The 281-nt window shown below is 34.5% G+C and carries 1 tRNA gene; it reads left to right on the forward strand.

The features are described from left to right. Positions 1-51: 51 nt before the first annotated feature. A tRNA-Ala gene (locus LG651_RS15700) sits at positions 52-125 on the forward strand. Positions 126-281: the final 156 nt, after the last annotated feature.

Consider the following 281-nt stretch of genomic DNA (forward strand, 5'->3'; position numbering starts at 1 on the left):
GCAGGTTTAGTTACTTTAAACTGCGACTGAACACTGCTAACTACAAGATACGGGGGATTAGCTCAGCTGGCTAGAGCGCTTGCCTTGCACGCAAGAGGTCATCGGTTCGACTCCGATATTCTCCACAAACTACTGAATATATTTCAGTATAAACGTTCATTGACATATTGAAAAGATACATGAAACATTAGATTTATATCTAATGAAAAGTAATTAAGATTAATAAAGTATCACGCGAGCGATACAATTAATCATTATTAGTAAGTTTAATACTTATTAAT

Source organism: Neotamlana sargassicola, from assembly GCF_020523965.1.
GTDB classification, from domain to species: domain Bacteria; phylum Bacteroidota; class Bacteroidia; order Flavobacteriales; family Flavobacteriaceae; genus Neotamlana; species Neotamlana sargassicola.